This window comes from Streptomyces sp. NPDC054872 (assembly GCF_053610705.1).
Genome location: NZ_JBSGYY010000019.1, coordinates 1 through 25,581, shown reverse-complemented (window position 1 = coordinate 25,581; position 25,581 = coordinate 1). Strand labels below are relative to the sequence as shown.

Genomic DNA, 25,581 nt, shown 5'->3' with positions numbered 1-25,581 from the left:
TGCTGCAGACCAAGACTCCGCGCCGGGGCACGATTCGACTGACGCGTCGGGGCCGGATCGCCCTGATCGCGACCGGAACCGTCGCGGCGGTCACCGCCGTGGCGGTGCCGCTGCTGCTCCCGGACGACGACGCACGCCCCGAATCGCTGACCATCCCGGAAGGCTGGCGCACCAGCCAGGTGTACAGGGCCGTCGACAAGGCCCTCGAGGTACCGGCGGGCACCACGAAGAAGGCGCTTCCCAAGGCGAACCTCAAGCTCCCCGGCGACGCACGCGGCAACCCCGAGGGTTACCTCTTCCCGGCGACGTATCCCATCGACAAGCAGTCGACCCCCGCAACCGTGCTCTCGTACATGGTGAACACGGCCGCCAAGAAGTTCGGCGGCAATCAGGTCACGGCGGGCGCCGACCGCAACACCATGAACGTCTACCAGACCGTCACCATCGCCAGCATGATCGAAGCCGAGGCCGGCTCCAAGGCGGACATGGGCAAGGTGGCCCGGGTCATCCACAACCGCCTCGAGCAGGGCATGCCGCTGCAGATGGACTCAACGATCAACTACGCCCTGAACCGCTCCACGCTGCACACCCGCGACAGCGACACGAAGATCAACAGCCCGTACAACACCTACACGCGCATGGGTCTGCCCCCCACCCCGATCGGAAACCCCGGCGAGGAGGCGATGCGCGCGGCGATCAATCCGACACCGGGCAACTGGCTGTACTTCGTGACGGTGAAGCCGGGGGACACCCGCTTCACCGCGAGCTTCGAGGAACAGCAGAAGAATGTGGCGGAGTTCAACAAGAATCAGAGCAAGAACAAGGACGAGGCCAAGCAGGCCGGCTAGCAGCCGCTTTGGCGTCCCGGACGTCCTGGTCCCGGGTCTCACACCGTGACCGGGACGTCCTCCAGCAGTCGCCTGATGTCCCGTACTGCCGCGCGACCCGCACGGTTCGCGCCGATCGTGCTGGCCGAGGGGCCGTAACCCACCAGATGGACGCGGGGGTCGACGACGGCGCGGGTGCCCTCGATGCGGATGCCGCCGCCCGGCTCGCGCAGACGCAGCGGTGCCAAGTGTTCGATGGCCGCCCGGAAGCCGGTGGCCCAGAGAATGATGTCGGCGTCCACGCGGCGCCCGTCGTCCCACTCGACGCCGCTCGGCGTGATGCGGTCGAACATCGGCAGCCGGTCGAGCACCCCGTCGGCCCTGGCCCGGCGGATGGCGTCGTTCACGGGCAGTCCGGTCACGGACACCACGCTCTGCGGCGCGAGCCCCTGCCGCACCCGCTCCTCGACCATGGCGACGGCCGAACGTCCCCAGTTCTCGTCGAAGGGGCCCTCGCGGAAGACGGGCGGGCGCCGGGTGACCCAGGTGGTCTCCGCGGCGTACGGGGCGATCTCCATCAGATGCTGGGTACCTGAGGCCCCGCCGCCCACCACGATCACCCGCTGCCCCTTGAACGCCTCGGGCCCCGGGTAGACGGCCGTGTGCAACTGCCGTCCACGGAACGTTTCCTGCCCCGGGTAGCGCGGCCAGAACGGCCGGTCCCACGTCCCCGTGGCGTTGATCAGCGCGCGTGTCGACCAGGCCCCGGCCGACGTCTCGACCAGCAGCCGCCCGCCCTCGCCCTCGCGCACCCGGTGTACGTCGACGGGCCGGTGCACGCGCAGGTCGAAGCGCCGCTCGTACTCCTCGAAGTACTCCTGGATGACCTCCGACGAGGGGCGTGCGGGGTCGGCGCCGGTCAGCTCCATGCCGGGAAGCGCGTGCATGCCGTGAACTTTTCCGTACGTGAGCGAGGGCCAGCGGAACTGCCACGCACCGCCCGGCCGGGGCGCGTGGTCCAGGACGACGAAATCCCGGTCCGGCTCGAACCCGGCCTTGCGCAGGTGATGGGCGCTGGACAGCCCCGCCTGCCCGGCGCCTATGACGACCGCGTCCACCTCACGTGCCGTTGCGTCGCGTACCGCTTCCTCTGCGGCCGCATCCCGCGCCGCAGCGTCCCGTACCCCGATGTCGTTCACGCTTCTACTAACTCCATCGGGGTACGGGATCTTCCCGCGCCGACCCGCGGGTCAGCGCCCGCCCGCCACCAGGAGCGGGGCGCCCCCCGGAGCGGAGGCCGGACGCCCGTTCGCCGCGGGCACCCCGGCCGGCCGGGAGGCCGGAATTCGGGGCAGCAGCCCGCGCGCCGCGAGATCCGGGATCACGCCCTCGCCGAACCAGTACGCCTCTTCCAGATGCGGATAGCCCGACAGCACGAAGTGCTCGACCCCCAGCGCGTGATACTCCTCGATCCGGTCGGCGACGTCCGCGTGGCTGCCGACGAGCGCGGTGCCCGCGCCACCCCGCACGAGCCCTACGCCCGCCCACAGATTCGGTGAGATCTCCAGCTCGTCGCGGGAACCGCCGTGGAGCGCGAGCATCCGCTGCTGGCCGACCGACTCGCTGCGGCCGAGTGCCTGCTGGGCGGCGGCGATGGTGTCCGGGTCGAGGTCGTCGAGCAGCCGGTTCGCCGTGGCCCACGCCTCGGCGGCCGAGTCGCGCGAGATGGTGTGCAGCCGGATCCCGAACCGGACCGTGCGCCCCTGCTCCTCGGCAAGGCCACGGATCCAGTCGATCTTCTGCTTGACCTGCTCGGGAGGCTCGCCCCAGGTCAGGTACACATCCGTGTGCCGCGCCGCGACAGGACCGGCCGCCGCCGACGAGCCACCGAAGAAGATCTCCGGCAGCGGGTCCGGCGGCAGCGCGGTGAGACCCCCCTCCACGTGGTAGTGCTCACCGTGGAAGTCGAAGGGCTTTCCGCCCCACACACCCCGTACGACGGACAGGAACTCGTCCGTACGGGCGTACCGGTGATCGTGGTCGAGATGGTCGCCGAAGCGCCGCTGCTCGGTCGAGTCGCCGCCGGTGACGACGTTCAGGAGCAGGCGTCCGCGCGTGATGCGCTGATAGGTGGCCGCCATCTGCGCGGCGAGCACCGGGGAGATGACACCGGGGCGGAACGCCACCAGGAACTTGAGCCGCTCGGTGTGCTGGGCCAGGGCGACCGTCGTCAGCCAGGCGTCCTCGCACCAGGTGCCGGTCGGCGTCAGCACCGCTTCGAAGCCCAGCTGTTCGGCCGCCTTGGCGATCTGGATCAGGTAGTCGATGTCGGGGGCCCGCACCCCGCTGACCGGGGTGACGCGGGAGCGCTTGATGCCGCCGTCGGTGTAGGCGTGCCGGTCGACGAGCGTGCGTCCGTCGCCGCCGGTCGGCAGGAACCAGTTGAGGTGGACGGTCATGGTCAGGACTCCTTGCGGTACGTGCGCGGCTTGCTGGTCGAGGGCGGCAGGTCGCCGTTGAAGCGGGTGTCGACGAAGTCGCCGAAGTCGATGCGGCGCGGAATGAGCTTCTGACCGGCGAAGGTGTCCGCGATCTCCTGCTCGGAGGCGATCACCTTCTTGTCGATGGCCACCGGGACCCGCGTGCCGTTGCTGCGCTTGACGGCGGCGAGCGCCACCTCGTAGGGCAGGCCGGTGTCCTTCGCCCAGACCTTCGCCCATGCCTCCGGGTGGTCGTAGACCCAGTCCTGGGCCTTGCGCAACCGCTTGAGGTAGTCGTCGATCGCGGCGGACTTCTTCTTGTCCTTGAGCGCGCCCGGTGCCGCCACCTGGAAGGTGAGGCCGTTCACCAGACCGTCGCCGTCGGTCAGGACGTGGCCCTTCTTGCTCTCCAGGACCTGCGAGGTGTACGGGTCCCAGACGGCCCAGGCGTCCACCTTGCCGCTGGTGTACGCGGCCAGCGCGTCGGCCGGCTGCAGATACTTGACCTTGACGTCCTTGATGCCGAGCCCGGCCTCCTTGAGGGACGCGATCAGCTGGAAGTGGGCCGACGAACCCTGCGCCACGGCGACGGACTTGCCCTTGAGGTCCTTGGTCTCCTTCAGGGGAGAGCCGTCGGGCACGAGGATCGCCTCGCCGGACGCGGTGCCGTGGTTCGCGGCCACCACGGAGATCTTCGAGCCGGCCCCGGCAGCGAAGACGGGCGGCGTGTTGCCGACGGCGCCGATGTCCACTGCCTTGGCGTTGACGGCCTCCAGGAGGGGAGGCCCGGAGGTGAAGGTGGACCAGCGGATCTTGTACTTCAGGTCGTCGAGCTCTCCGGCCGCGCGCAGCACGGCCTCCGAACCGCCCTTCTGGTCACCGACGTTGAGGGTGAGCGACCCCTTGCCGTCGGTCCCGCCACCTGCGCCCGCGGACGACGTGCTCGCGGAGGATGCGCCGGAGCAGGCCGCGAGCAGCAGGGCCAGGGGGAGGAGCAGGGCGGGGGCGGCGAGGTGTCGTCGCATGGTGAGTCCGTTCGGTCTGGGCGGGTTGTTCGTTCTGGTCGTGCGGGTCGTTCTGGTCGTGTTGTCGTCGGTCATGAGAGAGGGGGGTGAGGGGGGTTCACGCCGCGGCGGCTTCTGCGTGGTGGTCGGGAGCGTCGACACCAAGGCGCTGCAGCAGCTCGGCACGCAGTTCGCCGAAGCGCGGATCGGAGATGCCGCGGGGCCGGTCGAGGTCGATCTCGGTCTCGTACGCGATGACGCCCTCGTCCATGACGAGCACCCGGTCGGCGAGGAGCACGGCTTCCTCCACGTCATGGGTGACCAGCAGGACGGCGCATCCGCGCCGCTGCCACAGCTCGTCGACGAGGCGCTGGGCCTTGATGCGGGTGAGCGCGTCGAGTGCGCCGAACGGTTCGTCGAGCAGCAGCAGATCGGGCTCGCGCACCAGGGCGCGGGCCAGTGAGGCGCGCTGGGCCTCGCCGCCCGAGAGCGTCTTGGGCCAGGCGTTCGTACGGTGCTTGAGGCCGACCTCCTCCAACGCCTGCTCGGCGACCCCGCGTTCGGGCTTCCCCTTCAGCCCGAGCAGGACGTTGCGCCACACGCGCTTCCAGGGCATGAGCCGGGGAGCCTGGAACGCGACGGCCTTGCGGCGCGGCACGAGGACCGTCCCCTCGATGTCCCGGTCGAGCCCGGCGAGGATGCGCAACAGGGTCGACTTGCCGCAGCCGCTGCGTCCGAGCAGCGCCACGAACTCGCCCGGCCGCACGTCGAGGTCGAGGTGGTCGATGACGGCGCGACCGTCGAAGGACCGGGTCAGCTTCTCGACCCGGACGGCCGAAGTGTGCGCTGTCGTACGGGTGGTGGGGGTCACCGGCCGGTGAACGTCGGTCGCCATTGCAGCAGCAGCCTTTCGAGGGTGCGGACGATGAAGTCGGCGATGAGGCCGAGGAACGCGTAGACGATGAGGCAGACGACGATCACGTCGGTCCGCAGGAAGTCGCGCGCCTGGACCATCAGGAAGCCGATCCCCGAGTCCGCGTTGATCTGCTCGGCGAAGACGAGCGCGAGCCAGGCGATGCCCAGGGAGTAGCGAAGCCCGGTCATCGCACCCGGCAGCGCGCCCGGCAGGATGACGTGCCGCACGAGTCCCCACCGTGAGAGCCCGAGGGACTCGCCGGCCTCGATGAGCTGCGAGTCGACCCCGCGGATGCCCGCGTACACGTTCAGATAGAGCGGGAAGGAGACGCCCAGCGTGATGATGGCGACCTTGGGCGCCTCGCCGATGCCGAACCAGATGATGAACAGCGGGATGAGCCCGACGAACGGCACGGTGCGCAGCATCTGCACGCTGGCGTCCACGAGGTCCTCGCCGACGCGGAACAGCCCGGAGACCAGCGCGAGCGAGGTCCCGACGAGGGTGCCAAGCAGCAGCCCCACCGCGACCCGTTGCAGGGACACCCCCATGGCGGAGGTCAGCGAACCGTCGACGAGGAGATCACGGGCGACGCCCGCGATGGTTCCCGGCGACGCGAGAATGTCTTTGCTCAACACCCCTGTGGAGCTGAGCAGTTGCCACAGGGCGAGCAGAGCGAGCGGGCCCGAGGTGCGGCGCAGCCAGCGGGGGACGCGGGCGCTGCGGGTGGATGAGGGCGTGATGGGGACGAGGTCATACTTAGAAATACCCGAAATGTCGGGTACTGGATCCGGCGGGGCATGGCTGATGCTCAAGGGTGCTCCACGGCAGGGGGAGGAATGCCCGAACGGCCTACGCGCGGGATGGCGACATCAACCGCGCGAAAGCAGCAGGGCAGAGAAGTGCGAGAGGAGAAAAGCGGGCTGAGGAGGCGTCAGCAGCCGCGACGACACGCAGCCGAGGCCACCCGCAGCAGGTCGATGTGACCGCGCGTGGTGAGCAGGGCTGAACGCAACATGCCGCAGAACGTAGCCAGGTCGTCCGCGTACGGTCAATGCCGTCTCGAAAGGCGGACGCCGCATATCAGCGGATGGGCAATCCCTGAGAGAGGATGGACCCATGTCCGATGCTTTCACCACACGTGTCCTGAACGTCACGACCGGGTCGTCCGAGAAGGTCTTCGACCTCACCGGCGACATCGAGAGTTTCCTGAGTGAGGCCGCGGTCGGCCGCGACGGCCTGCTCAACGTCTTCGTGCCCCATGCGACCGCCGGCGTGGCGATCCTGGAGACCGGCGCGGGCAGCGACAACGACCTGCTCGCCGCGCTGCACACCCTGCTCCCCGCCGACGACCGCTGGCAGCATCGTCACGGCAGCCCCGGCCATGGCCGCGACCACGTCCTGCCCGCCCTGGTGCCGCCACACGCGACGTTGCCGGTGGTGGGGGGTCGCCTCGAGCTGGGGACGTGGCAGTCGGTGTGCCTGGTGGACACGAACCGGGACAACCCTCGTCGTGAGGTGCGGCTGTCGTTCCTCGGGTGAGCCGGCGTTGCTCGGGTGTGCTGTCGTTCCTCGGGTGAGGTGTGACGGGTGAGGTTCGTCCGGCGGTATCCGGCCGGATTTCTCCCGGATCATGGCCGGGACCCGAGCAGTCCGTTGACAGGTTTCCGGGGCCTTCGTAGCTTTTCAAATCGTTGGGGAAATCGATGATTTGAAAAGTAGATCATTTAGATCTCGGGGGAATGATGTCCGGACGAACGACCTCGGTGGGCGGGCGGGGGTGGACCCTGGCCGTGGTGTGTGTGGCCACGTTCATGCTGTTGCTCGACCTGACCGTGGTGAATGTGGCGCTGCCCGACATCAGGGATGCGTTCGACGCGAGCTTCACCTCGCTCCAATGGGTGCTCGACGCGTACGCCCTCGGTCTCGCCGCCGTGCTGCTGACAGCCGGATCGCTGGCCGACCGTCTGGGGCGCAAACGCGTCTTCAACATCGGCTTCGTCGTGTTCCTGCTGGCCTCGCTCGCCTGCGGCCTGGCGAACGACGCCGTCGTCCTGTCCGTGGCCCGGGGGGTCCAGGGACTGGGGGGTGCGGTCCTGTTCGCCGTCGGTCCCGCGCTGATCGGTCAGGAGTACCAGGGCAAGGACCGGGGCAAGGCCTTCGGCGTATTCGGGGGAGTGGTGGGGCTTTCCATCGCCTTCGGCCCGCTCATCGGGGGCGCGCTCACCGACGGGCTGAGCTGGCGCTGGATCTTCCTGGTGAACGTGCCGGTCGGACTGCTCGCCATGGCCGTGAGCGCACTGCGGATGCGCGAGTCCCGAGCGGAGTCGGCCCCGGCGGTGGACTGGTGGGGAATGGTGCTGTTCACCGGCGCGCTGACCCTGCTGGTGCTGGGGCTGCTGCGAGGGGAGGCCGAGGGCTGGAGCAGCGCACCCATCGTCGGCATGTTCGTGGCCGCTGTGCTGCTGCTCGGGATGTTCGGCGTCGTGGAGCGGCGGCGTGGTGAACGCGCCATGTTCCAGCTGTCGTTGTTCAGGAACAGGACGTTCAACGGGGTGTCCGTGGTGACGCTGCTGTGCGCCGCCGCGACCATGTCCGCGATCTTCCTCCTGGTGTCGTACGTGCAGAACGTCCTCGCGTACTCGCCGTGGGAGACGGGCCTGCGGTTCCTCCCGCTGACCGGGACGCTGTTCGTGGCGGCCGCGATCTCCGGGTCGCTGACCACCCGGGTGCCGCAGCGCCTGCTGATGGGAACCTCCCTCGCGCTCATCGCGGCCGGGCTCTTCCTGGTCGCGCTCACCGGTCCGGACACCTCGTGGACCGCGCTGCTGCCGAGCATGTTCGGGATTGGCCTGGGCATGGGCCTCTTCAATCCGCCGCGCGCCTCGCTGTCGATCGCCGTCGTGGAACCGTCCAAGGCGGGCATGGCGTCGGGGATCAACGAGACGTTCCAGCAAGTGGGTGTCGCCATCGGCATCGCGGGATTCGGTGCGGCGTTCCAGGGCAGGGTGACCGATCTCTTCACGCAGTCCGATGCGGGGCGGCAACTGGGGTCATCCGCCCACGAGTTCGGTGAGGCCGTGGCGGCGGGCGGCGGCGCGGAAGCCGTGGGCCGTGCGCCCTCGGGGGCGGCCCCCGCGCTCGAAGCGGCGGCCCGCGCCGCATTCGTGGACGGGCTGACGGATGTGATGTTCGTGTGCGCGGTCGTCGCCGCCGTCGGGGCGGTGGTGGGATTCGCCTTCATCCGCACCCGCGATCTGCACGAGAGCGCCCGGGGCGAGACCGGAAACGGGCAGAGCGACCGGACCGTGGTGAACGCCCTTGAGGCGCAAGCGCTCTTGGAGGGGGAGAGCGCCGGAGCGCCGGTCGTGGCCCAGTCCGTACGTGCCGGGAAGGACGGGTGACGCACCGAGCCGGGGGAGACGGGTAGCCCGGTCGGGGACGGCCGGGCTACCCGCCCCGATCGCGTACGGCACCATGCCCGGCACCGGCCTTGGAGGCCGGTGCCGGCGCCAGTACCCTTGACGTGATCGACGATCGGCACGGGGGACGTTCGGCACGACCGAGCAACAACTCCCCTTGGTCCGGTCCCTTCACCGAGATGTCAGCAGCAAAGGGGAGCGGCCCGGATGACTGAGGCGACGCCCACTCCGGCGCAACCCGCCGGGCTCGACTTTCCCCTCGTCCGCAGGACCGGCTATCTGCTGAACAAAGCCGGATCGATCCTGATGGAGGACGCGGAGAAGGCGCTCATGGCACAGGGCATGCGCCTGCGCTATTTCTACGTTCTCGCGGCGCTGGAAAGTGACCTGAGTCTGTCCCAGCAGGATCTGAGCAGACTCCTCCACCTCGATCCGACGACCATGGTGGCGCTGATCGACGAGATGGAGCGAGCCGGCCATGTGGAGCGGCGGCGCAATCCGTCGGACCGCAGGCGCTACATCCTGCGTCTCACCGACCGCGGCCGCGAGGCACTCGAGCGCGCGGGGCATGCCGTCGACGCCGTGGAGCAGGACTTTCTCTCCGCCGTGCCCGCGCAGGATCGCGAGCAACTGCGGACACTGCTCGGTGATCTGCTGGCCGATCGCTGGCCGCGCGTGATCGCCTGCGAATGATGTCCGGCCGAATTCCGCGAATTCTGCGGTGCAACTGGAGTTAAAGAATCCCTATTTGAGGTTTTCTTTGGGTCGATCTGTGGAGGCCGTCACAGATTACCTTGACTAATTGCCTTCCCCCGGATGTGCCGGATAGTGTTTTTTCTGTCCGGGTCGCATGACTCGCGACACGGGGGAAGGTAAACGGGGAATGAGCAACAAGGAATTAGTATACGAATCACTGGAAAGTTGCCTCGGGCCCGGCAGCTCCCGCTTTTTCGGAAGCGGATACAAACGCGTCACCCAGGGCCTCAAGGACATCACCACCGACGGCTCCGCCGACCCGGGTGCGCTGGTCACCGCGCGCGGCACGCTCACCTATCCGCGCGACTGGTCCCGCAAATCGGGCGCCGGTGAGCTGCGACCGCATCTGAGCAGCATCGACGCGCTGGTGCTTGCCGCGAACCTGGCGGAGACGCATCTCGGCCGGGCCTTCGGGCTCGGCGCCGCCGAGCGGCGCAGGATCTGGCTGCGCAGCGCGGACGTACGGGCCGGCAGCACGCCGCACGAGGACCTCGCGGACTTTCCCGTGCGCGGCAGGCTGGTCGCCGTCGAGGGTCCGACCGGGGAACACGCCACGCAGGCCAGTACGTTCGACTGCCGCGTCGGGAGCCTGAAGGTGCGCTGCACGCTCGTGCACGAACAGGGCAGCCGGGCGGGGACCCCGGTCACGTACGACGACGAGAAGCAGGCGCTCGGACCGGCGCGAGCCCGCCATTACGGCGTGGGCTACAAACAGCGCGACCAGTACGCCGAGCAGGTCCGCGTCGACCTCGAACGGCAGGAGATCCAGGGGCTGCAGCGCGTCGTCGCCACGGACGAGGACACGCACACGTGCGGGGCGGAAGCGGCTTACGGACCGTCGGTCTCCCTGGTCGACGCCCTCGTGGGCGTGGCTCAGCTGGCCCAGGTCCTGCTCTACGCACAGGACGGGCTGTCCCGCGGCACCAGCGACACGCTCTGGATGCGGCGCTTCGTCATCAGCGCGGGCACGCCGGTGCGCCCCTTGGGACACAGCTTCATCCCGACGGTGCGCACCGCGAGTTCCCGGCTCCTGTCCATGGGTGACGCCCGCTGGCGCACCGCGGAACTCACCGTCGACGACTTCGCGGGGATCGACGGCCGCTGCTGGCTGGCGCACCGTCTGCCCGCCGTCGCCGCATAACCGCACGGCGGAATTGCCCTGTGCGGCACATGTATTCCGGCACGCTGAAATGACGGGCAGGCGCGGAATGTAAACATGCGCGAAACATAGGGCACGCACGAAACGCGGAAGACGCAAGAAACGCAAGAAACGCAACGGGGGAAAGAGATCATGCACTTTACGCCCACGCTCCGATCAGGAGACGTGCTTGTAGTGCTCGAAGGGCCGGCCCGCCTGCTCTGGGAAGAGCACACTCGCGGATTCGGCCCGAGGCACTGGACACCGACGGGATTATGGCCGGACGAAAGGCAGCGTGCCGAGGTGCGCGAGCACCTGGAGGGGGAACGGCCGCTGCTCGTCCTCCTTGACGAGGCCCGATGCCGCGTACCCATGCTGCGCGAGGAGTGGCGGGCCGCACCCCGTCAGCTTCTGCGGGACGTGGCGGGGGTCGGCTCCGAGGAGACCGAGGACGACGAGGTCGTCGAGGTCGGTCTGCCGTTCCTCGACTGGCTGCCCGAGGTACACAGGGAACGGGCGGCGCGCTTCCTCGCGGAGAGCGACGCCGAACTGGCCCGTACGCCGATGGCGTTCCTGCCGCCGCTGATGATCGAGGAACCGGGTGCCGGAACACCGCTGAGCCCGCGCTTCGCCCGGCGGCTGCTGCCCAACGCCCTGACGGCCGACCGCCTCGCGGCGGCCGTCGAGCACCTGTTCGCCGAAGCGTCGCGCTGCTGCGTGGCGGCGAGCGGCTCGGCGAGGTGACCCCGGTGAACCAGCACGCGGTGAACCAGCACGCGGTGAACCAGCGCCCGACGGACATCGCGGTCGGTTGCGGCCCCTGCCCCAGCCTGGGGGAGATAGGCCTCCTGATCGTCACGACAGCCAGCCTGAATCTGGCGCTCACCGGCCGGCGTACGGCGGAACTCCGCAGTCGGCAGGCTCTGCGGACTCGTCAGGCGAACGACAACACCACCCCGGGGAGCCACTGATGGGACGTTCGGTCCTGGTCACCGGCGGCAACCGCGGCATCGGGCTCGCCGTGGCCACCGCTCTGGCGGCCGACGGTGACCGTGTCGCCGTCACCCACCGGGACACCGCACCGCCCAAGGGGCTGCTCGGTGTCCGCGCGGAGATGACGGACACCCCGAGTATCGACGCCGCCTTCAAGGAGGCGGAGGCCGCACACGGGCCGGTCGAAGTGCTCGTCGTCAACGCGGGCATCACCCGGGACACCCTGATCCTGCGCATGGACGAGCAGGACTTCACGGACGTCGTCGACGTCAACCTGCACGGTGCCTTCCGTATGGTGCGACGTGCGGTGCGCGGCATGGTCCGGGCACGTTGGGGCCGGATCGTGCTGATGTCCTCCATGACCTTCGCGTACGGAGCACCGGGCCAGGTCAACTACGCGGCAGCCAAGGCAGGAATGCTCGGCATGGCCCGCTCCCTGGCCTGGGAGCTCGGACCACGGAACATCACGGTCAACATCGTCGCGCCAGGTCTGATCGACACGGACATGAGCCGCGCGATCACCGACGATCGGCGCGATCACCTGCTGTCCATCACCCCGCTCGGCCGCGTCGGGGAGGCGGCCGACGTCGCCGCCGCCGTGCGCTACCTCACCGGCGAATCGGGCCGCTTCGTCACCGGAGCGGTCCTGCCGGTCAGCGGAGGCCTCGGCCTGGGCGGCTGACCACATCACCCACACCCGGCTCCGGCCGGGCCACTCACCACGGGAAGAGAACACACCATGGGGAACACAAGCACCCCCACACCACACACCGGTCTGCATCTGGCGATCTCCGGTACGTACTCCAGCGGCAAGAGCACCACGACCGAGACGCTGTCGATGGCCACGGGTATCCCGCGCACGCACGCGATGACGTCGCGGGAGATCCTCGTGGACCTCGTTCCGGGCAAGCAGGTCCAGGAACTCAGCGCGATGGAACTGACGATGCTGGGGTTACGCCGGCTCGAGGAACGGATCCACCACGAGGCGGGCGAGGGGCCGTTCATCTCGGACGGCTCCGTGATCCACGAGTGGATCTACGGCGAGGCCCGCATGCGGGTCGGCATCAACCCCGGGGCGAACCTGTTCCTGCGCGCGGTGAAGAACATGGCCGGACTCCCGGTCAAGCGGTTCTACCGCCAGTACATGGACGCCTACGGCGCGGTCGCCAAGGCACGTGCCAAGCGGATCTACGACGCCTATGTGCACCTGCCGGTCGAGTTCGAGATGAAGGCGGACGGCCACCGGCCGGTCTCCGAGAAGTTCCGGCAGATGTCCGACGACCTGCTCATCGAGACCCTGGAGGAGCTGGAGATCCCGTACCACGTGGTGCGCGGCAGTGTCCGCGAACGCGTGGAGCGGATCGTCGATATCTTCGGGCTGCCCCTGGTGATGCCGCTCGACGAAGCGATCGAACGGGCCGGGGCGAAGGTGCGCCGGGCCACCGAGATCCTCGAACAGGACGCCCGCTTCCACGAGGCCCAGCGGACCAAGTCCCTGCGCCGACGCGCCGCTTACGCGGTGCGCTTCTGACCGCACCTTCCGGTGGGCGGCTCGGGCCGTCCACCGGAAGCGGGTCCGGCTGCCTCAGGCGGTGAGCGCATCCAGGACGGCCTGGCCCGCCGCGCGGTGTTCGGCCGCGGCGGTGGGGTCCGTCGCGTCGAGGAGGGTCGCGATGCCCTCGTGCGCCAGGACTTCCTCGTTGCGGTAGCCCAGCCGTGGGGCGAGTTCGAGAGCCTGGCGGTGCAGGCGCAGGGCCTCATCGGGCAGGCCGGCGAGGCGGCAGGTCTCCGCGTAGCCGTTGAGGAAGTGGATCTTCCAGTGTTCCTCGAAGAGCTCGTCGAGCAGCGCGAACGCCTTGCGGTGGCTGGCCAGTGCCTCTTCGTGGCGGCCCATGCGCCGGAGCGCGACACCCAGGCAGTTGAGGCACCACGCCTCGTTGTGCAGGTGTCCGTCCTCGCGGGCCAGGGCCAGCGCCTCATGCAGGTGCTTCGCCGCCTCGTCGGGCTCCTCGTCGGCGATGGCCACGCCGAGGGTGATCAGGGCCGTCAGCGCGGGCGGCGACGCGGGGTCCGCACGGGGGATGTCCAGGACCTCGCGGGCCCGCCGCGCCGCCTCCTCGCGGTGTCCCAGTTGCAGCATCGCCCAGGCCTCGGACGCCACCGCGGCGGCCCTGCCCGTCGGGCAGTCGGCCTGCTCGTACAACTTCCCGGCCAGCCGGAAGAGTTCGAGAGGCTCCTCGACAAACCCTTCGTCCCACTTCAGATATCCGCGCCGCAAGGTCAGCTCGGCCTCCGAGCCCAGGTCTCCCGCCCGGGCCGCCGCCTCGTACGACGCGGCGGCCTCCGCCATGCGGCCCGCGTTGTAGCGGGCGAAGCCCAGGTCGCTGTGCGCGTCGGCCAGTTGCAGCGGATCGCCGATGCGCTCGGCGGCGGCCAGCGCCCGCTCGAAGAGAACGTTGAGGTGTGTCGTGCCGCACCGCCGCGCGAAGTACGCCCGCAGGAAACGTGGCAGCTCGCATACGTGCGCGTCGGCCCCGACGGCGGCCGCCGTCTCGAAGGCGGCCACCAGGTTCTCGTACTCCGCGACGAGCCAGGCGAACGCCGCGTGCTTGTCGGGGAAGTGGCGCAGGGCGACCGGAGCCCGGCCCGCCGAGGGCGGGCGGCCGGGGGAGAGGAACGGCATCGCGGCGTCGGCGGCTGCCGCCGCGTGCACGTAGTAGTCGAGGAAGCGGCCGAGGGCCCGCTGCCGTTCGGCCGGTGAGTCCTGCTCCTCCCCGGCCCGGCGGGCGTGCTGGTGCACCAGGTCGTGCAGGCGGTAGCGTCCCGCCGTCGACTCCTGTACGAGGTGCGCGTCGACCAGGTCCTCCAGCATCGCCCGCGCGCTGTTCAGCGGCACCTCCGCCAGGGACGCCGCCAGGTACGCGTCGAAGGAACCCCCCGGCAGCAGGCCGAGAAGCCGGAACAGGCGGGCCTGGGCGCGGTCCAACTGCCGTACGGACATGGCGAACGCGGTGTCGAACTCGCTCGCCCCCTCGGCCATCCGCTCGACCAGGATGCCCACGGTCCAGCCGGGCCGGTGCCGCAGCCGGGCCGCGGCCAGACGCAGCGCCAACGGCAGGTGGCCGCAGAGCCGCAGCACCTCCGCGGCGGCTTCAGGGTCACGGGCAAGGCGGCCGTCCGGACCGCTCGGGTCGCCGCTGGCACGGGCAAGGAGTTCCGCGCTCTCCTGCGGGCTCAGCACGTCGAGCGACACGGGCGGCACCTCGTCCAGGCCGAGGAGCCGGTTGCGGCTGGTGATCAGGGCCACGGACGGGCCGGCGCCCGGCAGCAGGGGGCGGACCTGGTCGGCGTCGGCGGCGTTGTCGATCACCACGACGACCCGACGGTCGGCGAGCTCGGACCGCCAGCAGGCGGCCAGTTGCTCCACGCCCTCGCGGGGCACCTTCTCGGAGGGGACGTCGAGCGCGCCGAGCAGCATGCGCAGCGCGGAGTCGGGGTCGAGCGGCTCCCGGCCCTCGGTGAACCCGTGCAGATCCACATAGAGCTGCGCGTCCGGGTAGTCGGCGGCCAGCCGGTGCGCGGCATGTATCGCCAGACACGTCTTGCCGACCCCCGCCATGCCGTCGACGGCGACCACCTGGTGGCTGTCCACCGCGGCGAGCACGGCCGCGAGTTGCGCCTCGCGGCCCGTGAAGTCGGGTACGTCGCGCGGCAGGTCGTTGCGGGGCCTCGGCCTGCCCTGGCGGCTGGACTTCGGGGGCGCGGGAAGGGGGTTGGAGGAGCGTTCCCACAGGGGGCGCAGTGGGCGGGGGTCGCGCTTGACGAGTCGGCAGAGGGCGACCACCGCGGGCCAGGGCGGCAGGGTCTGGCCGCTGAGGTAGCGGGACAGCGACGAGGAACTGAGGCCCGCGTCGCGCGCGAGGGCCCGTACGCCGAGTCCGGACAGTTCCTGGATCAGGCGCAGCCGCGCCGCCAGTTCGTTCTGCGGATCCGCCTTCGCCGTGCGGTGCGGCTCATCCACCAGATACCCCCCGTGTCCCGTGTCGTCAGAAACCTACCGGGCCACGTCGTCGCTGCTCAAGGGTGTTTCGGCTGTCCCACGGTGTCCCACCGCCGTGGTCGTGGCGAGCGGATCCGGCTGATATGGAGTCACGCCCCGAGGGAACGGGGGCCGACACAGAAGCCGCTCCACAAAGAGACAACAAGAAGCCGCTCCACAAAGAGGAGAACACCGAGATGCAGTCCCGTATGCAGAACCCCGCCGTCGTCCTGTCCGACGCCATGCCGGCCATCCAGACGCTCTTCAAGGCCGTGCACTCCGGAGGGGTGGAGGCGCAGACCCTGGAGCTGGTGCACCTGCGGGTCAGCCAGATCAACGGCTGCAGCGCCTGTGTCGACGGCGGCGCGAAGTCGGCCCGCAAGGCGGGCGTCAGCGACGAGCGGCTCGCCGCGGTCGCAGCCTGGCGCGAGGCCCCGTACTTCACCGAGCCGGAGCGGGCAGCGCTGGAGCTCGCCGAGGCCGCGACGCGCCTCGCCGACCGCGCCGACGCGGTGAGCGACGAGGTGTGGGACGCCGCCGCCACCCACTTCGACGAGAAGCAGCTGGCCGCGCTCGTCCTCATGACCGGTGTCACCAACCTGTTCAACCGGCTCAACGCCACGACCCGCCAGATCGCCGGCGCTTGGGGCTGACACCCCGTCGGGAGGAGCCGCGCCGGCTCCTCCCGCGCACCCGGCAACCACGCTTCCCCTCCCTCCTTCTGACCCCACCGCACACACGTGAGGAAACCGCGATGACGACCACACAGAAGCCCGCCAAGCAGACCGCCGAGAAGTTCGACGGGTTCACGGATGAGGAACGCGGCGCGATGAAGGCGCGCGCCCAGGAGCTCAAGGCCTCCGCGCGCCGCGGATCGCGCGCCGACAAGGCGGCGGAGGAGGAGGCCGCCGTGGTCGCGAAGATCGCCGAGATGCAGGATGCGGACCGTGTCATGGCCGAGCGGATCCATGCCGTGATCAAGAAGAACGTTCCGGAGCTCGCGCCGAAGCTCTGGTACGGGATGCCTTCGTATGCCAAGGACGGCAAGGTCGTCTGCTTCTTCCAGAGCGCGCAGAAGTTCAGCGCCAGGTACGCGACGTTCGGCTTCAGCGACAAGGCGAACCTCGACGACGGCGCCATGTGGCCGACTTCGTACGCCCTGACGGAGCTGACTGCCGACGACGAGGCGAGGCTCGCGGCGCTCGTGCGCAAGGCGATGGACTGAAGAAGGGCCGGGAGGTTCCGCTCCCGGCCCTCGCCGCGTGTCCCGGCCGCGGCGCGCCACCGGCCGTGCAGGCCGGCCGGTCAGTCGAGGTCTTGCGCCGCCTTGTGCCCGGCCTCGGCGACGCGGTGGAGGAACTGGGTGAAGCGTTCGAGTTCGGTGTCCGGGTAGTCGGCGCAGATCCGCTCCACGGAGGCGTTCATCCCGGCGAAGTGCCCGAGCAGCTCGGCGTTGCGGTCACGCAGCGCCCGCACCAGTGAGGCCCGGCGATCCGCGGGGTCGCGCTCACGGGTGATCCAGCCGGCGCGTTCGAGCCGGTCGAGTACCCCGGTCATGGTGGCGGCGTGGAGTCCGGCCCGGCGGGACAGCGCGCCGGGGCTCAGCGGGCCGTGGGCGTTGATGAGGTCGAGGCAGTCCATGTCCACGTCCTTCAGGCCGACCCGGCCGCCGACCTGCCGGTTGAGCAGGGTCAGCTGGGTGTCCAGCTCGCGCAGCGCCTGCTTGACCCCGACGGTCGCGCGGCGGTGACTGCCGTCCCCGGAACCAGATGGTACGGAACTCATAACTTACGCACTCCAAAGGAAAGTGTTACGGTTCTCGTACATTACGGCACTCGGACAAGCCGGGCGACGGAAGGGGTAGTGCCATGTTCGTGGTGATCGGAGCAACCGGGCACGTGGGGCGCAAGGCCGTACGACTCCTGCTGGACGCGGGCCGGGAGGTGACCGCCGTGACGCGTGGTGATCAAGCCTCCACCGGTCTGCCGGGCGACGCGCGTGTGGTGCGTGGCGAGCCCTCCCGGCCACGCTCGCTGGCTGCGCAGCTGCCCGCCCATGTCGAGGGGGTGCTGCTCGGGCTGCGCCCGGTCGGCACGGCCGCCGCCGCGGCCGACCTGCTCGCGCTGGCCGCGGAGCGAGGCGCCAAGCAGGTCGTGGCACTGTCGGCGCTGACCGTGGAACAGCCCGTCGGAGTCCCCCGGTTCATCGACGAGTTCCGGGAGTTCGAAGCAGCCGTGCGCGGATCCGGGCCGGCGTGGACGATCCTGCGGTGCGCGGACTTCGCGAGCAACTCCCTGGCATGGGCCCCGCAGATCCGCGCGAGCGGCACGGTGTACGGCGCCTACCCCTCGGCGGTGACCTCACCGATCCACCCGCGCGACATCGCGGACGTGGCCGTACGGGCGCTCACCGGCGGCGAGCCGGCCGGTCAGGCCCTCGCGCTTACGGGGGCGCAGTCGCTCGACCAGCGTGACAAGGTCCGCATCATCGGCGAGGCGGTCGGCCGGGCACTGTCCTTCCAGGAGGTCGGACCCGAGGACGTCCGCCGTGCGATGCTCGCCCAGGGCATGCCGACGGACATTCCGGAGCGGCTCCTCGGCTCGCTGGCCGACTACGCCCGGACGCCGGGCCGTACGACCGACGCCGTACAACAGGTCCTGGGCCGCGCGCCGCTCAGCTTCGCGCAGTGGGCGTCGGAGAACTCCGGCGCCTTCACCGCGGCACGCTAGGTCAGTACGCCGCCGTGAACCGGGCGCGGTGGTGCTGGGGACGCTCGGCCTCGTGGATCAGTTCGTCGGCGCCCAGCTGGAAGTGGCCGGTGGGCTCGCCCGGTCCGAGGAGGGATGGCGGGCTGAGGTAGGCCCAGTCGACGTCATGGGCGCGGGAAATCGGGGGCGTCCACGACCGGGGTGCCGTCGGTGCCGGGGAGGGTGAGACCGGCGGCGCCGCCGACGAGCAGGAGCCGTACGCCGGTGGCGTGCAGCCCGGCGAGCAACGCGCGGGTGACGGCGGCCAGTTCGGGCTCGCGGCCGGGGACGGGCCGAGTGGCAGTGATCACCAGGTCCTGTCCTGCGGCGAGCGTCTCGACGGCGCGTGGGTCGGCGGCGTCGCCGGTGCGGATCCTGGCGGTGGTGGGCAGTCCGGATGCCCGGGCAGGAGTGCCGGCACCCGGGTGAGCCGTGTCTCACCAGGGCGGCGCCACTTGTTTATGCAACGAGTTGCATAGCAGGATCGGGGCATGGCGCTAGAGCACGCGATCCTCGTCTCGCTGCTGGAAAAGCCGGGCTCCGGTTATGAGCTGGCCCGGCGGTTCGAGCGGTCCATCGGCTACTTCTGGACCGCCACCCACCAGCAGATCTACCGCGTGCTCAAGCGCATGGAGAGCGACGGCCTCATCGACGTCCGGGAAGTCGCGCAGCAGGCGCGCCCGGACAAGAAGGAGTACTCCGTCGCCGCCCTCGGGCGGTCCGCGCTCTCCCGGTGGCTGCACGAGCCGATCGAACCCGAGAGCGTGCGACATGAGCTCGCCGTGAAGATCCGCGGCGCGGCCTTCGACGACCCGGCCGCGCTGATCCACGAGGTCGAGCGGCACCGCCAGGCGCACGCCGACCGGCTCGCGCGCTACCTCGCGGGGGAGCAGCGCGACTTCACCGGACCCGCCACGCCCGCCACGCCCGACGCCGGGCAGGAGCTCCAGCATGTCGTGCTGCGCGGAGGCATCGCCTACGAACGCATGACGCTGGCCTGGCTCGACGACGTGCTCGCCACCCTCCACCGGCTCGGCCCCCAGGGCTGAACCGGCCGGACGCTCCACACACCACCCCTCATTTCCCGAAATCCGCCGCAACCTCCCGAGCCGGAAAGGCGAACACCCATGGCCGACCCGCTGCTATTCAACCCGCGCACCTACGACCCGAAGCACTTCGACCCCGAGACCCGCAGGCTGCTGCGGGCCACCGTCGACTGGTTCGAGGCCCGTGGCAAGCGCCGGCTGATCCAGGACTACCGCGACCGCGCCTGGCTTGCGGATTTCCTGGAGTTCTCCGCCAAGGAGGGCCTCTTCGCGACCTTCCTCACCCCGGCGTCCGCTGCCGGGGACAATCCGGACGCCCGCTGGGACACCGCCCGGATCGCCGCCCTGAACGAGATCTTCGGCTTCTACGGGCTCGACTACTGGTACGCGTGGCAGGTCACGATCCTGGGCCTCGGCCCGGTCTGGCAGAGCGAGAACGAGGCCGCCCGCGCCCGCGCGGCCGAACTCCTCGGCCAGGGCGAGGTGTTCGCCTTCGGCCTGTCCGAGAAGACCCACGGCGCCGACATCTACTCCACCGACATGCTCCTTGAGCCGGACGGCGACGGCGGCTTCCGCGCCAGCGGCTCCAAGTACTACATCGGCAACGGCAACGCGGCCGGGCTCGTCTCCGTCTTCGGCCGCCGCACCGACGTCGAGGGCCCCGAAGGTTATGTCTTCTTCGCCGCCGACAGCCGCCACGAGGCCTACCACCTGGTCAAGAACGTCGTCGATTCGTCGAAGTACGTGAGTGAGTTCCGGCTGGAGAACTACCCGGTCGCGCCCGCCGACATCCTGCACACCGGCCGTGCCGCCTTCGACGCCGCCCTCAATACCGTCAACGTCGGCAAGTTCAACCTCTGCACCGCCTCGATCGGCATCTGCGAGCACGCGATGTACGAGGCCGTCACCCACGCCACCGGCCGCATCCTCTACGGCCGCCCCGTCACCGCCTTCCCGCACGTGCGCCGCGAGCTGACCGACGCCTACGTCCGCCTCGTCGGGATGAAGCTGTTCAGCGACCGCGCCGTCGACTACTTCCGCTCCGCGGGCCCCGACGACCGCCGCTACCTCCTCTTCAACCCCATGACGAAGATGAAGGTGACCACGGAGGGCGAGAAGGTCATCGACCTGATGTGGGACGTCATCGCCGCCAAGGGCTTCGAGAAGGACAACTACTTCGCCCAGGCGGCCGTCGAGATCCGCGGCCTGCCCAAGCTGGAGGGCACGGTCCACGTCAACCTGGCCCTGATCCTCAAGTTCATGGGCAACCACCTGCTGAACCCCGCCGAGTACGAGCCCGTGCCGACCCGCCTGGACGCGGCCGACGACGACTTCCTCTTCCGGCAGGGACCGGCCCGCGGCCTGGGCGCCATCCGCTTCCACGACTGGCGCACCGCCTACGACGCCTACGCCGAGCTGCCCAACGTCGCCCGCCTGCGGGAACAGGCCGACGCCCTCTGCGAGTTCGTCACCACGGCGGCCCCCGACGAGGAGCAGAGCCGCGACCTCGACCTCCTGCTCGCCGTCGGCCAGCTGTTCGCACTGGTCGTGCACGGCCAGCTGATCCTGGAGCAGGCGCGTCTGACCGGCCTCGACCAGGACGTGCTCGACGAGCTGTTCGCCGTCCTGGTACGCGACTTCTCCGCGCACGCCGTCGAACTGCACGGCAAGGACTCCGCCACCGAGGCGCAGCAGAACTGGGCGCTCGGCGCGGTACGGCGCCCGGTCGTCGACGACGCGCGCTCGGCACGGGTGTGGGAGCGGGTCGAAGCACTGGCCGGGGAGTACGAGATGGCGCCCTGACCTCCTCCAGGTACGCACCTGGGCGGGTGGCCGAGGCGATCAGGCCTTACCATCCGCCCATGGGGCGGGACATGAGGATTGTGCTGAAGGGGCGCGGGGGCGCCATGAGGCTGGAGAGCGGAGAGGTACGTGTGGTGCGGGGACGCGCGACGTGGCGGATACCGCTGCGGGCCGTCGGCTCCGTGGAGAGCGATGGCATGACCTCGGTGCGGCTGCGGATCAGCGGCGACACCTCGGGTGACGGTTTCCAGGTGAGCAGCGGCAACAGGAACGCGGTGGGCGCGTTCACCGAGGGGCTGCGGCAGGCCATGGAGGGCGTCACGCCGGCGGCGGACGGCACGGCGCTGGTGACCAGCGGGCCCACGCCCCGGACACCGCTCTCGCTGACCACGCGCGCGGCCCGGGTGAGCACGGGAGTGGGCGGCTATCTGCTGCTGCTCGTCCTGCTGTTCACCGTGGTGCGGACACCGGAGCAAGTGACGTGGCTGACTCTCGCCGCGTTCTTGCTGCCCGGCGGCGCCGGACTGCTGGTGCTGGCCTGGAAGTTCTTCCTCCGCGACCCGTGGATCCTGCGGCGCCGTGGTGTGACGGTTCCCGGTGAGATCGTCCGGTACCGCACGTTGCCCAGGCAGCAGGCCATGAATCCCGTCCTGCGGTTCACCACGGCCGGGGGCGTGACGGTGACGCAGGAGTCGTCGGTCACCGTGCTGATGCGGCGCCGGGATCCGGCCGTGGACGTCACCTACGATCCCGACGATCCCAGCCGGGTCCGCGGGGGGCGGGCGCTCTCCCACATGGGCGCGGGTCTCTTGCTCGGCGCGCTGGGCGCGGCCATGGCCCTGGGGCCCCTGACCGGCTTCCTGATGTCCGTGCTGGGCGACCTGCTGCACGGCTAGCCGGACCATCGGCAGACGAAAGGCGGGGGCTGGTCAAGTCAGACGGCGAACACCTGGGAGTCGTCGGCGAACGCCTTGAACTCCAGGGCGTTGCCCGCCGGGTCGAGCAGGAACATCGTCCGCTGCTCGCCCTTCTCGCCCTCGAAGCGCACGTACGGTTCGATGACGAACTCGATGCCTGCCGTGCGCAGGCGCTCGGCCAGTTTCTGGAACTCGGGGACCGGCAGGATCAGCCCGAAGTGCGGCACCGGGACGTCGTGGCCGTCGACCGGGTTGTGCACGCGCTGCGCGCCCTTCGGCGCGAGATGCGTGACGAACTGGTGGCCGTGCAGATTCCAGTCCACCCAGGTGTCCGCGCTGCGGCCCTCCTCCAGGCCCAGCACCTCACCGTAGAAGAGACGCGCCGCGGCGAGGTCGTCGACCGGCACGGCCAGGTGGAACCGGGGGATGGAAGCGTCGGGATCGGTCATGGCACTGCCTCCTGTGCGGGGAGTCCGGGCGGACCAGGGACGAGTCCCCGGTCACCCGTGGGCGCAGTCCGGGCACATTCCCCGGTACGTCACCTCGGCCGCGGACACGGTGAAGCCGTACCGCTCGGAGGCGGGCAGGGCGGCCAGGGGGTCTCCGCCCGGATGTACGTCGCGGATGGCGCCGCAGCCCGAGCACACCAAGTGCTGGTGGGGCTGGTGGGCGTTGGGGTCGTACCGCTTCGCGCGGCCGGTGGACACCTCGATGACCTCGCCGAGGGTGACCAGCTCGCCGAGGGTGTTGTAGACCGTGGCACGGGAGATCTCCGGCAGCCGGTCGGTGGCGCGCGCGAGGACCTCGTCGGCGGTCAGGTGGACATGCTCACCGTCGAGTACCTCGGCAACCACCCGGCGCTGCGCGGTCATCCGCCAGCCACGTCCGCGAAGCCGTCCCAGAAGATCGCTCATGCTTACCAGCCTAACTGTGCTTTGTCTGACGACTGAATTCGTACGGACCCGTCTGTCGTATTGACTTGGACTTGGTCCATCGTAGGATCAGTTCCGGCCGACGGCCAAGGGACAGGGCAACAGCAGGGAACAGCACGTGACTTCAGGAGACGGGTCCGCTCGGCCCGGCATCCGGTACCCCGCTCGCGGAAATCCAATCCGGCGGGCCCTCCCGGCCGCCGAGGCCCGCACCGCCGCTGGGCGCCCCAGACTGTTCCGCCGTTCGCAGTTCCAGAGCACCGTGATCCGCCCCGTCCGGAAGGATTCCCATGACTGAGAACCATGACGCGATCGTCACCGACCCGAAGCCGGAAGAGACCGGCGGTTGCCCGGTCGCGCACGGTCGCGCGCCGCACCCGACCCAGGGCGGTGGAAACCGCCAGTGGTGGCCGGAGCGGCTCAACCTGAAGATCCTCGCCAAGAACCCCGCGGTGGCCAACCCGCTGGGTGAGGAGTTCGACTACGCCGAGGCGTTCAAGAGCCTCGACCTGCCGGCCGTGAAACGCGACATCGCCGAGGTCCTCACCACCTCGCAGGACTGGTGGCCCGCCGACTTCGGCAACTACGGCCCGCTGATGATCCGCATGGCCTGGCACAGCGCCGGCACCTACCGCATCAGCGACGGCCGCGGCGGCGCGGGCGCCGGACAGCAGCGCTTCGCCCCGCTCAACAGCTGGCCGGACAACGTCAGCCTCGACAAGGCCCGCCGGCTGCTGTGGCCGGTGAAGAAGAAGTACGGCCAGAACCTCTCCTGGGCCGACCTCATGGTCCTCACCGGCAACGTGGCCCTGGAGACGATGGGCCTCAAGACCTTCGGCTTCGCCGGTGGCCGCGCCGACGTCTGGGAGCCCGACGAGGACGTGTACTGGGGCCCCGAGACCACCTGGCTCGACGACGAGCGCTACACCGGCGACCGTGAGCTGGAGAACCCGCTCGGCGCGGTCCAGATGGGTCTCATCTACGTCAACCCCGAGGGCCCCAACGGCAACCCGGACCCGGTCGCCGCGGCCCGCGACATCCGTGAGACGTTCCGTCGCATGGCGATGAACGACGAGGAGACCGTCGCGCTCATCGCGGGCGGCCACACCTTCGGCAAGACCCACGGCGCGGGACCGAGCGAGGCCGTCGGCGACGACCCCGAGGCCGCGCTCATGGAGCAGCAGGGCTTCGGCTGGAAGAACACCCACGGCACCGGCGTGGGTCCCGACGCCACCACCAGCGGCCTCGAGGTCATCTGGACCACCACGCCCACGCAGTGGGGCCACGACTTCTTCAAGCACCTCTTCGAGTACGACTACGAGCTCACCCAGAGCCCGGCGGGTGCCCACCAGTGGGTGGCGACGAACGCCGAGTCGATCATCCCCGACGCCTTCGACGCGTCGAAGAAGCACCGCCCCCAGATGCTCACCACCGACCTGTCGCTGCGCTTCGACCCGGTCTACGAGCAGATCTCGCGGCGTTTCTACGAGAACCCGGACCAGTTCGCGGACGCGTTCGCCCGTGCCTGGTACAAGCTGACGCACCGTGACATGGGCCCGATCGTGCGCTACCTCGGCCCGGAGGTGCCCGACGAGGTGCTGCTGTGGCAGGACCCGCTGCCGGCAGCCGAGGGCGAGCCGATCGACGCCTCGGACATCGCATCGCTCAAGGAGGAGCTCCTCGCCTCGGACCTCACCACCGCGCAGCTGGTCTCCGCGGCCTGGGCCGCGGCGTCCTCCTTCCGCGGCAGCGACAAGCGCGGTGGCGCCAACGGCGGCCGTATCCGCCTGGAGCCGCAGCGCAGCTGGGAGGTGAACAACCCGGACGGCCTCGCGCAGGTGCTTCGTACGCTCGAGGGCATCCAGTCGTCCTTCAACTCCGGTGCAAAGAAGGTCTCGCTGGCCGACCTGGTTGTTCTCGGCGGTTCCGCGGCGGTCGAGAAGGCGGCCAAGGACGCGGGTGTCCAGATCGAGGTGCCGTTCACGGCGGGCCGTGTCGACGCCGCGCAGGAGCAGACGGACGTCGAGTCGTTCGCCGCGCTGGAGCCGACCCACGACGGCTTCCGCAACTTCGTCGGCAAGGGCAACCGCCTGCCGGCCGAGTTCCTGCTGCTCGACAAGGCGAACCTGCTGACCCTGAGCGCGCCCGAGCTGACGGTCCTCGTCGGCGGTCTGCGCGTCCTCGGCGCCAACCATGCCGGGTCGAAGCACGGCGTGTTCACGGACAAGCCGGGCACCCTGTCGAACGACTTCTTCGTCAACCTGCTCGACATGGGCACGGCCTGGAAGTCGACGTCCGAGGCGCAGGACGCGTTCGAGGGCCGCGATGCCGCCACGGGCGAGGTCAAGTGGACCGGCACCCGCGCCGACCTCGTCTTCGGCTCGAACTCCGAGCTGCGTGCGCTGGCCGAGGTCTACGCGAGCGATGACGCCAAGGAGAAGTTCGTGAAGGACTTCGTCGCGGCGTGGAGCAAGGTCATGGACCTGGACCGGTTCGACCTGGTCTGAGTTCTCTGACGGTGGCGTCCGGGCCGGTCCCTCGTGGACCGGCCGGGACGTCTTCTC

At 70.0% G+C, this 25,581-nt stretch carries 27 protein-coding genes; 16 read left to right on the top strand and 11 right to left on the bottom strand.

Features of this window, described 5'->3' with window-relative positions; all coding sequences use genetic code 11:
* The first annotated feature begins 2 nt into the window (after positions 1–2).
* Positions 3–848, top strand: a complete 846-nt coding sequence (mltG, locus tag ACWGIH_RS23555) for an endolytic transglycosylase MltG (RefSeq protein WP_453443188.1) — start codon at positions 3–5, stop codon at positions 846–848.
* Between the two features lie 38 nt (positions 849–886).
* Here mltG and ACWGIH_RS23550 read toward each other — a convergent pair whose 3' ends face one another.
* The 6 genes from ACWGIH_RS23550 to ACWGIH_RS23525 form a co-directional block, all read right to left on the bottom strand.
* On the bottom strand, positions 887–1,945 hold the full coding sequence (locus ACWGIH_RS23550) for an NAD(P)-binding domain-containing protein (protein ID WP_453443186.1): 1,059 nt from the start codon (positions 1,943–1,945) through the stop codon (positions 887–889).
* 132 nt (positions 1,946–2,077) lie between these two features.
* Positions 2,078–3,286 (bottom strand): LLM class flavin-dependent oxidoreductase, encoded by a 1,209-nt coding sequence (locus tag ACWGIH_RS23545; RefSeq protein WP_453442792.1) that lies wholly within the window; start codon positions 3,284–3,286, stop codon positions 2,078–2,080.
* Between the two features lie 2 nt (positions 3,287–3,288).
* Positions 3,289–4,332 (bottom strand): ABC transporter substrate-binding protein, encoded by a 1,044-nt coding sequence (locus ACWGIH_RS23540; protein WP_453442790.1) that lies wholly within the window; start codon positions 4,330–4,332, stop codon positions 3,289–3,291.
* A 97-nt stretch (positions 4,333–4,429) separates the two neighbouring features.
* Complete coding sequence (locus tag ACWGIH_RS23535; RefSeq protein ID WP_453442788.1) at positions 4,430–5,206, bottom strand: ABC transporter ATP-binding protein; 777 nt, start codon at positions 5,204–5,206, stop codon at positions 4,430–4,432.
* Positions 5,179–6,039: an ABC transporter permease gene (locus tag ACWGIH_RS23530; protein WP_453442787.1), complete on the bottom strand. Its 861-nt coding sequence runs from the start codon at positions 6,037–6,039 to the stop codon at positions 5,179–5,181. Before ACWGIH_RS23530 ends, ACWGIH_RS23535 begins: the two co-directional genes overlap by 28 nt.
* 119 nt (positions 6,040–6,158) lie before the next feature.
* Positions 6,159–6,242 (bottom strand): putative leader peptide, encoded by an 84-nt coding sequence (locus ACWGIH_RS23525; protein WP_349817350.1) that lies wholly within the window; start codon positions 6,240–6,242, stop codon positions 6,159–6,161.
* 101 nt (positions 6,243–6,343) lie between these two features.
* Between ACWGIH_RS23525 and ACWGIH_RS23520 the strand changes: the two genes are divergently transcribed.
* The 8 genes from ACWGIH_RS23520 (at position 6,344) to ACWGIH_RS23485 (ending at position 13,064) form a co-directional block, all read left to right on the top strand.
* The gene (locus tag ACWGIH_RS23520) at positions 6,344–6,766 is read left to right on the top strand and encodes a secondary thiamine-phosphate synthase enzyme YjbQ (protein WP_453442785.1); all 423 of its coding nucleotides are present in this window, start codon (positions 6,344–6,346) and stop codon (positions 6,764–6,766) included.
* A 203-nt stretch (positions 6,767–6,969) separates the two neighbouring features.
* On the top strand, positions 6,970–8,628 hold the full coding sequence (locus ACWGIH_RS23515; RefSeq protein ID WP_453442784.1) for an MFS transporter: 1,659 nt from the start codon (positions 6,970–6,972) through the stop codon (positions 8,626–8,628).
* Positions 8,629–8,853: 225 nt separating this feature from the next.
* Positions 8,854–9,339 carry a MarR family winged helix-turn-helix transcriptional regulator gene (locus tag ACWGIH_RS23510; RefSeq protein WP_453442783.1) on the top strand — a complete coding sequence of 162 codons (486 nt, stop codon included), beginning with the start codon at positions 8,854–8,856 and terminating at the stop codon, positions 9,337–9,339.
* A 190-nt stretch (positions 9,340–9,529) separates the two neighbouring features.
* Positions 9,530–10,543: an AvrD family protein gene (locus ACWGIH_RS23505; protein WP_453442782.1), complete on the top strand. Its 1,014-nt coding sequence runs from the start codon at positions 9,530–9,532 to the stop codon at positions 10,541–10,543.
* Between the two features lie 300 nt (positions 10,544–10,843).
* Positions 10,844–11,284 (top strand): hypothetical protein, encoded by a 441-nt coding sequence (locus ACWGIH_RS23500; protein ID WP_453442781.1) that lies wholly within the window; start codon positions 10,844–10,846, stop codon positions 11,282–11,284.
* Positions 11,285–11,289: 5 nt separating this feature from the next.
* Positions 11,290–11,511: a hypothetical protein gene (locus tag ACWGIH_RS23495; protein ID WP_453442780.1), complete on the top strand. Its 222-nt coding sequence runs from the start codon at positions 11,290–11,292 to the stop codon at positions 11,509–11,511.
* Positions 11,511–12,215 (top strand): 3-oxoacyl-ACP reductase FabG, encoded by a 705-nt coding sequence (fabG, locus tag ACWGIH_RS23490; RefSeq protein ID WP_453442779.1) that lies wholly within the window; start codon positions 11,511–11,513, stop codon positions 12,213–12,215. Before ACWGIH_RS23495 ends, fabG begins: the two co-directional genes overlap by 1 nt.
* Before the next feature lie 57 nt (positions 12,216–12,272).
* Positions 12,273–13,064, top strand: a complete 792-nt coding sequence (locus tag ACWGIH_RS23485; RefSeq protein WP_453442778.1) for an AAA family ATPase — start codon at positions 12,273–12,275, stop codon at positions 13,062–13,064.
* Positions 13,065–13,118: 54 nt separating this feature from the next.
* Here ACWGIH_RS23485 and ACWGIH_RS23480 read toward each other — a convergent pair whose 3' ends face one another.
* Complete coding sequence (locus ACWGIH_RS23480; RefSeq protein ID WP_453442777.1) at positions 13,119–15,554, bottom strand: tetratricopeptide repeat protein; 2,436 nt, start codon at positions 15,552–15,554, stop codon at positions 13,119–13,121.
* Positions 15,555–15,769: 215 nt separating this feature from the next.
* Between ACWGIH_RS23480 and ACWGIH_RS23475 the strand changes: the two genes are divergently transcribed.
* Complete coding sequence (locus ACWGIH_RS23475) at positions 15,770–16,225, top strand: carboxymuconolactone decarboxylase family protein (protein ID WP_453442776.1); 456 nt, start codon at positions 15,770–15,772, stop codon at positions 16,223–16,225.
* A gap of 101 nt (positions 16,226–16,326) precedes the next feature.
* Positions 16,327–16,797 (top strand): iron chaperone, encoded by a 471-nt coding sequence (locus tag ACWGIH_RS23470; protein WP_453442775.1) that lies wholly within the window; start codon positions 16,327–16,329, stop codon positions 16,795–16,797.
* A gap of 80 nt (positions 16,798–16,877) precedes the next feature.
* Here the strand turns inward: ACWGIH_RS23470 and ACWGIH_RS23465 are convergent, their stop codons facing one another.
* A complete protein-coding gene (locus tag ACWGIH_RS23465; RefSeq protein ID WP_453442774.1) occupies positions 16,878–17,357 on the bottom strand; it encodes a MarR family winged helix-turn-helix transcriptional regulator in 480 nt (159 codons plus the stop codon).
* Positions 17,358–17,440: 83 nt separating this feature from the next.
* Between ACWGIH_RS23465 and ACWGIH_RS23460 the strand changes: the two genes are divergently transcribed.
* A complete protein-coding gene (locus tag ACWGIH_RS23460) occupies positions 17,441–18,301 on the top strand; it encodes an NAD(P)H-binding protein (RefSeq protein ID WP_453442773.1) in 861 nt (286 codons plus the stop codon).
* A gap of 143 nt (positions 18,302–18,444) precedes the next feature.
* Here the strand turns inward: ACWGIH_RS23460 and ACWGIH_RS23455 are convergent, their stop codons facing one another.
* The gene (locus tag ACWGIH_RS23455) at positions 18,445–18,693 is read right to left on the bottom strand and encodes a hypothetical protein (protein ID WP_453443184.1); all 249 of its coding nucleotides are present in this window, start codon (positions 18,691–18,693) and stop codon (positions 18,445–18,447) included.
* A gap of 117 nt (positions 18,694–18,810) precedes the next feature.
* Between ACWGIH_RS23455 and ACWGIH_RS23450 the strand changes: the two genes are divergently transcribed.
* The 3 genes from ACWGIH_RS23450 to ACWGIH_RS23440 all read left to right on the top strand — a co-directional run bounded on the left by ACWGIH_RS23450 (position 18,811) and on the right by ACWGIH_RS23440 (position 22,064).
* Entirely contained in the window at positions 18,811–19,368 is a 558-nt protein-coding gene (locus ACWGIH_RS23450; RefSeq protein WP_453442772.1) for a PadR family transcriptional regulator, read from the top strand.
* Positions 19,369–19,446: 78 nt separating this feature from the next.
* Complete coding sequence (locus tag ACWGIH_RS23445; protein ID WP_453442771.1) at positions 19,447–21,168, top strand: acyl-CoA dehydrogenase family protein; 1,722 nt, start codon at positions 19,447–19,449, stop codon at positions 21,166–21,168.
* Positions 21,169–21,239: 71 nt separating this feature from the next.
* Positions 21,240–22,064, top strand: a complete 825-nt coding sequence (locus tag ACWGIH_RS23440; protein ID WP_453442769.1) for a hypothetical protein — start codon at positions 21,240–21,242, stop codon at positions 22,062–22,064.
* A gap of 38 nt (positions 22,065–22,102) precedes the next feature.
* Here ACWGIH_RS23440 and ACWGIH_RS23435 read toward each other — a convergent pair whose 3' ends face one another.
* Together ACWGIH_RS23435 and ACWGIH_RS23430 are read right to left on the bottom strand one after the other, a co-directional pair.
* A complete protein-coding gene (locus ACWGIH_RS23435) occupies positions 22,103–22,534 on the bottom strand; it encodes a VOC family protein (protein ID WP_453442767.1) in 432 nt (143 codons plus the stop codon).
* A 51-nt stretch (positions 22,535–22,585) separates the two neighbouring features.
* A complete protein-coding gene (locus ACWGIH_RS23430; protein ID WP_453442765.1) occupies positions 22,586–22,999 on the bottom strand; it encodes a Fur family transcriptional regulator in 414 nt (137 codons plus the stop codon).
* Between the two features lie 308 nt (positions 23,000–23,307).
* Between ACWGIH_RS23430 and katG the strand changes: the two genes are divergently transcribed.
* On the top strand, positions 23,308–25,524 hold the full coding sequence (gene katG, locus ACWGIH_RS23425; protein WP_453442764.1) for a catalase/peroxidase HPI: 2,217 nt from the start codon (positions 23,308–23,310) through the stop codon (positions 25,522–25,524).
* The last annotated feature ends 57 nt before the right edge of the window (positions 25,525–25,581 follow it).

Bases quoted from the DNA above. Each gene is read 5' to 3' on its own strand.
- ACWGIH_RS23435 (WP_453442767.1), bottom strand. From the start codon at position 22,534: ATGACCGATCCCGACGCTTCCATCCCCCGGTTCCACCTGGCCGTGCCG.
- ACWGIH_RS23525 (WP_349817350.1), bottom strand. From the start codon at position 6,242: ATGTTGCGTTCAGCCCTGCTCACCACGCGCGGTCACATCGACCTGCTG.
- ACWGIH_RS23430 (WP_453442765.1), bottom strand. From the start codon at position 22,999: ATGAGCGATCTTCTGGGACGGCTTCGCGGACGTGGCTGGCGGATGACC.
- ACWGIH_RS23510 (WP_453442783.1), top strand. From the start codon at position 8,854: ATGACTGAGGCGACGCCCACTCCGGCGCAACCCGCCGGGCTCGACTTT.
- ACWGIH_RS23520 (WP_453442785.1), top strand. From the start codon at position 6,344: ATGTCCGATGCTTTCACCACACGTGTCCTGAACGTCACGACCGGGTCG.
- ACWGIH_RS23475 (WP_453442776.1), top strand. From the start codon at position 15,770: ATGCAGTCCCGTATGCAGAACCCCGCCGTCGTCCTGTCCGACGCCATG.
- ACWGIH_RS23515 (WP_453442784.1), top strand. From the start codon at position 6,970: ATGTCCGGACGAACGACCTCGGTGGGCGGGCGGGGGTGGACCCTGGCC.
- ACWGIH_RS23485 (WP_453442778.1), top strand. From the start codon at position 12,273: ATGGGGAACACAAGCACCCCCACACCACACACCGGTCTGCATCTGGCG.
- ACWGIH_RS23465 (WP_453442774.1), bottom strand. From the start codon at position 17,357: ATGAGTTCCGTACCATCTGGTTCCGGGGACGGCAGTCACCGCCGCGCG.
- ACWGIH_RS23545 (WP_453442792.1), bottom strand. From the start codon at position 3,286: ATGACCGTCCACCTCAACTGGTTCCTGCCGACCGGCGGCGACGGACGC.
- ACWGIH_RS23540 (WP_453442790.1), bottom strand. From the start codon at position 4,332: ATGCGACGACACCTCGCCGCCCCCGCCCTGCTCCTCCCCCTGGCCCTG.
- ACWGIH_RS23440 (WP_453442769.1), top strand. From the start codon at position 21,240: ATGAGGATTGTGCTGAAGGGGCGCGGGGGCGCCATGAGGCTGGAGAGC.
- ACWGIH_RS23505 (WP_453442782.1), top strand. From the start codon at position 9,530: ATGAGCAACAAGGAATTAGTATACGAATCACTGGAAAGTTGCCTCGGG.
- ACWGIH_RS23470 (WP_453442775.1), top strand. From the start codon at position 16,327: ATGACGACCACACAGAAGCCCGCCAAGCAGACCGCCGAGAAGTTCGAC.
- fabG (WP_453442779.1), top strand. From the start codon at position 11,511: ATGGGACGTTCGGTCCTGGTCACCGGCGGCAACCGCGGCATCGGGCTC.
- ACWGIH_RS23450 (WP_453442772.1), top strand. From the start codon at position 18,811: ATGGCGCTAGAGCACGCGATCCTCGTCTCGCTGCTGGAAAAGCCGGGC.
- katG (WP_453442764.1), top strand. From the start codon at position 23,308: ATGACTGAGAACCATGACGCGATCGTCACCGACCCGAAGCCGGAAGAG.
- ACWGIH_RS23445 (WP_453442771.1), top strand. From the start codon at position 19,447: ATGGCCGACCCGCTGCTATTCAACCCGCGCACCTACGACCCGAAGCAC.
- ACWGIH_RS23460 (WP_453442773.1), top strand. From the start codon at position 17,441: ATGTTCGTGGTGATCGGAGCAACCGGGCACGTGGGGCGCAAGGCCGTA.
- ACWGIH_RS23535 (WP_453442788.1), bottom strand. From the start codon at position 5,206: ATGGCGACCGACGTTCACCGGCCGGTGACCCCCACCACCCGTACGACA.